Origin of the sequence: Microbacterium sp. B35-04 (genome assembly GCF_010634885.1) — a bacterium.
Taxonomy (GTDB): domain Bacteria; phylum Actinomycetota; class Actinomycetes; order Actinomycetales; family Microbacteriaceae; genus Microbacterium.
The window spans coordinates 1-3,066 of record NZ_MWLP01000075.1; the positions used below are offsets into that span (position 1 = coordinate 1).

Genomic DNA, 3,066 nt, shown 5'->3' on the forward strand with positions numbered 1-3,066 from the left:
GCCCAGCGCATCGCCGACGACGCCGTCGCGGAGGCCGAGTCGTACGCCAAGGACCTCATCGAGACCGCTCGCAAGCAGTACCGCGAGATCATCGAGCGGGCGCAGCACGTCGCCCACTCGATCGAGAAGCAGGCAGCGGCCCACCCCGGAGCGGTCGCCGAGGCCGCCGCCGCCACCGCCGCCACCGCCGCCACCGCCGCCGAGCCCGGACCGGCCGCGGCACCCGCCGTCGGCGTCCGGCCGGCAGAGCCCTGGGCCGACAGGTCCCCCTCGTTCGCGTTCGCGACCGACGATCTCGCGGCCGCGGGGCCGGCATCGCCGGACGATGTCGTGCGCGCCCGCCAGTTCGCCCGCATGGCCACCGCCCAGGTGCACTCGCTCCTCGAGTCGATCGAACGCGAACTCGGCCGGCTTGGCGCGACCCCGGCGCAGACGCCAGTGCAGACTCCGGCGCAGCCGCCCGCCCCGCCGACCCCCGCGCCGCCGGCACCCGCCGCGCCGGCGTCCGCGGCGCCGGCCCCGCAGGAGCAGCCCGCGACCGACGACCAGCCCTCGAACGACCGCCCGTGGCGACGGGGCAGCGCCGGGCGCTGACCCTCCCGCCGACACCAGCCACCCCGCCACCCTCACGATCGGAGCACCCGCATGACCGACACCACCGAAGCGACCCTGTACCAGCGGCTGGGCGAAGGCGACGGCATCGCCGCCGTCGTCGACAACATGTACCGGCTGATCCTGGGCGACGAGAGCCTGGCCCCGTACTTCGCCGACACGCGGATGGTCGACCAGAAGCGCCACATGGCGCTCTTCCTCGCTGCCGCGGCAGGCGGCCCCGACGGCTACAAGGGCCTCGACATGAAGGCGGCCCACGCCGGTCGCGGCATCACCGACGCCGACTTCGATCGCGTCATCGGTCACGCAGCGACGGCGCTCGCCGACGCGGGTGTCGATGAGGCCACCATCGGCCAGGTCGCGGGCGCCCTGATGCCGCTGCGCACCGAGGTCACCACGGCAGGCTGAGAGGGCCGGGCTCGATCGACGACGCCGTCAAGGGCGACACGCGGCCGTCCTACACTGGACGCACGCTCCACCGACGTCGATCGGAGCCGCCGTGTCATCACCCTGGTCGCAGCGCCGCGAGGTGTCGCCCGAGACATCCCGCCTGCTCATCGAGCGCGCGCACGAAGAGCTCGTGGCGGGCAACGCGACCGACCACCGACTCAGCGATGTCCGGAGCCTCGTCCGCGAGTCCTGGCGGCGTTCGCTAGACAGCCTCGTCGGCGCCGAGGCGCTGCCACCCCTCGACCTCACCGCTGAGGAGCTCGAGGCGTATCGCCGCGCGCACCCGCTCGCGGGCGTGATCGACATGGTGCGCGGCCTGCTGCTGCCGGGCGAGGCCTCCGACTCCGGCGTCGTCGTCGCGGTCGGCGATGCGGCCGGCCGGCTGCTCTGGGTCGAGGGGGACCGCAACGTGCGGCGGCTCACGGGCGACATGGGGTTCGTCGAAGGCGCGAACTGGTCCGAAGACGCCGTGGGCACCGCCGCCCCGGGCACGGCCATCGCGCTCGATCGGTCGGTGCAGATCGCCGGCGCCGAGCACTTCAACCGGCTCGTTCAGCCGTGGTCGTGCAGCGCGGCGCCGGTGCACGATCCCGAGACCCGTCGCATCCTCGGCGTCATCGATGTGACGGGCGGCCTCGAGGCGGTGACCCCGCAGGCGCAGCTGCTGGTGGATGCCACCGCCCGGGCGATCGAGGGCGAGCTCCTGGTGGCGCGGCTTCGCGCCCGCGCCGCCGACGGGAACGGTGTGGGACGCGCGGCGACCCGTCGTCGCCCTTCGACGCGCCGCCCGGAGCGCACCCGAGCGACGCTCCGGGTGCTCGGTCGCGACCGAGCGCTGCTGGAAGTGGCCGGTGAGGGCGTCGAGACGGTGTCCGAGCTCGGTCCGCGCCACGCCGAGCTGCTGCTCATGCTCGCCGTGCATCGCCAGGGTCTGTCGGCCGAGCGACTGGGTGATCTCGTGTATGGGGAGCCCGCCGACGCCGTCCGCGCGGCGGCCGGTGCGACGTCCGTCACACTCCGCGCCGAGATGGTGCGACTGCGCCGGGCGCTCGCGGCATCCGCTCCCGCGCTCGTACCCGAGTCCCGGCCCTACCGACTCGGCGTCGAGATCGAGACCGATGCCCACCAGGTGCTGTCGCTCCTCGACCGCGGCGCGCATCGCGTCGCCCTCGCCGCCTACCGGGGCGATGTGCTGCCGGACTCCGTCGCGCCGGGGGTCGAGGAGTTCCGCGACACCGTCCGTGTGGCGCTCCGCGAGGCGCTCATGGCCGAGGCATCCGTCGATGTCCTTCTCGCGTTCGCCGAGACGGATGCCGGCGCCGACGACGTCGAGCTGCTGCGGCTCTGCCTCTCTATGCTGCCCGCGCGCTCGCCGCGCCGCGCGGGGCTGGTGGCGCGGATCGAGAAGCTCGAAGCCGCTCCCTGATCGCGGACTGTTTGTGACCGCATTGGGCGGCAAGCTGGATTCACGACAGAGAGGAACCGCACATGCTCCGCGGATTCGCCACCATCAGCTACTACGCCGCTGACCTCGACGCCGCCTCGCGCTGGTACGCCGAGGTGCTCGGCATCGAGCCCTACTTCGTCACTCCCGCCTACATCGAGTTCCGCGTCGGGGACTACGAGCACGAGCTCGGCATCATCGATGCGCAGTACCGTCCGCCGATGCCCGACGGGCCGGCCGGCGCGGTCATGCAATGGGCGGTCGACGACGTGCACGCCGGCCTGGCCCGCCTGCTCGAGCTCGGGGCGACCGAATATCAGCCGGTGATCGAGCGGGGCCACGGCTTCGACACCGCGGCCGTGGTCGACCCCTTCGGCAACATCCTCGGCATCATGGAGAACCCGCATTACCTCGAGATCGTCGAGCGGGACCGCGCTCGCCGCGCACCATCGGCCGAGTAGCCCGCCCCCGCCCCCGCCCCCGCCTCACTCCCGCTCGCCAGCGGCCCTGACCCGGTCGTTGAGCGAGCGAGGAACGCGGTCGTTGAGCGAGCTTGCGAG

4 protein-coding genes are annotated in these 3,066 nt (G+C 73.5%); all 4 read left to right on the forward strand.

Annotated features, from left to right (window positions below):
• A partial coding sequence (locus tag B1729_RS15785) for a hypothetical protein (RefSeq protein WP_204318946.1) occupies positions 1–594 on the forward strand: 594 nt, incomplete at its 5' end.
• A 51-nt stretch (positions 595–645) separates the two neighbouring features.
• Positions 646–1,020 (forward strand): group 1 truncated hemoglobin, encoded by a 375-nt coding sequence (locus B1729_RS15790; RefSeq protein ID WP_163616237.1) that lies wholly within the window; start codon positions 646–648, stop codon positions 1,018–1,020.
• A 91-nt stretch (positions 1,021–1,111) separates the two neighbouring features.
• Positions 1,112–2,488 carry a transcriptional regulator gene (locus B1729_RS15795; protein ID WP_163633726.1) on the forward strand — a complete coding sequence of 459 codons (1,377 nt, stop codon included), beginning with the start codon at positions 1,112–1,114 and terminating at the stop codon, positions 2,486–2,488.
• Between the two features lie 62 nt (positions 2,489–2,550).
• Entirely contained in the window at positions 2,551–2,967 is a 417-nt protein-coding gene (locus B1729_RS15800) for a VOC family protein (RefSeq protein WP_163616233.1), read from the forward strand.
• Positions 2,968–3,066: the final 99 nt, after the last annotated feature.

What these genes read in the sequence shown, in the direction of transcription:
- B1729_RS15790 (WP_163616237.1), top strand. Translation starts at nt 646, where the DNA reads ATGACCGACACCACCGAAGCGACCCTGTACCAGCGGCTGGGCGAAGGC.
- B1729_RS15800 (WP_163616233.1), top strand. Translation starts at nt 2,551, where the DNA reads ATGCTCCGCGGATTCGCCACCATCAGCTACTACGCCGCTGACCTCGAC.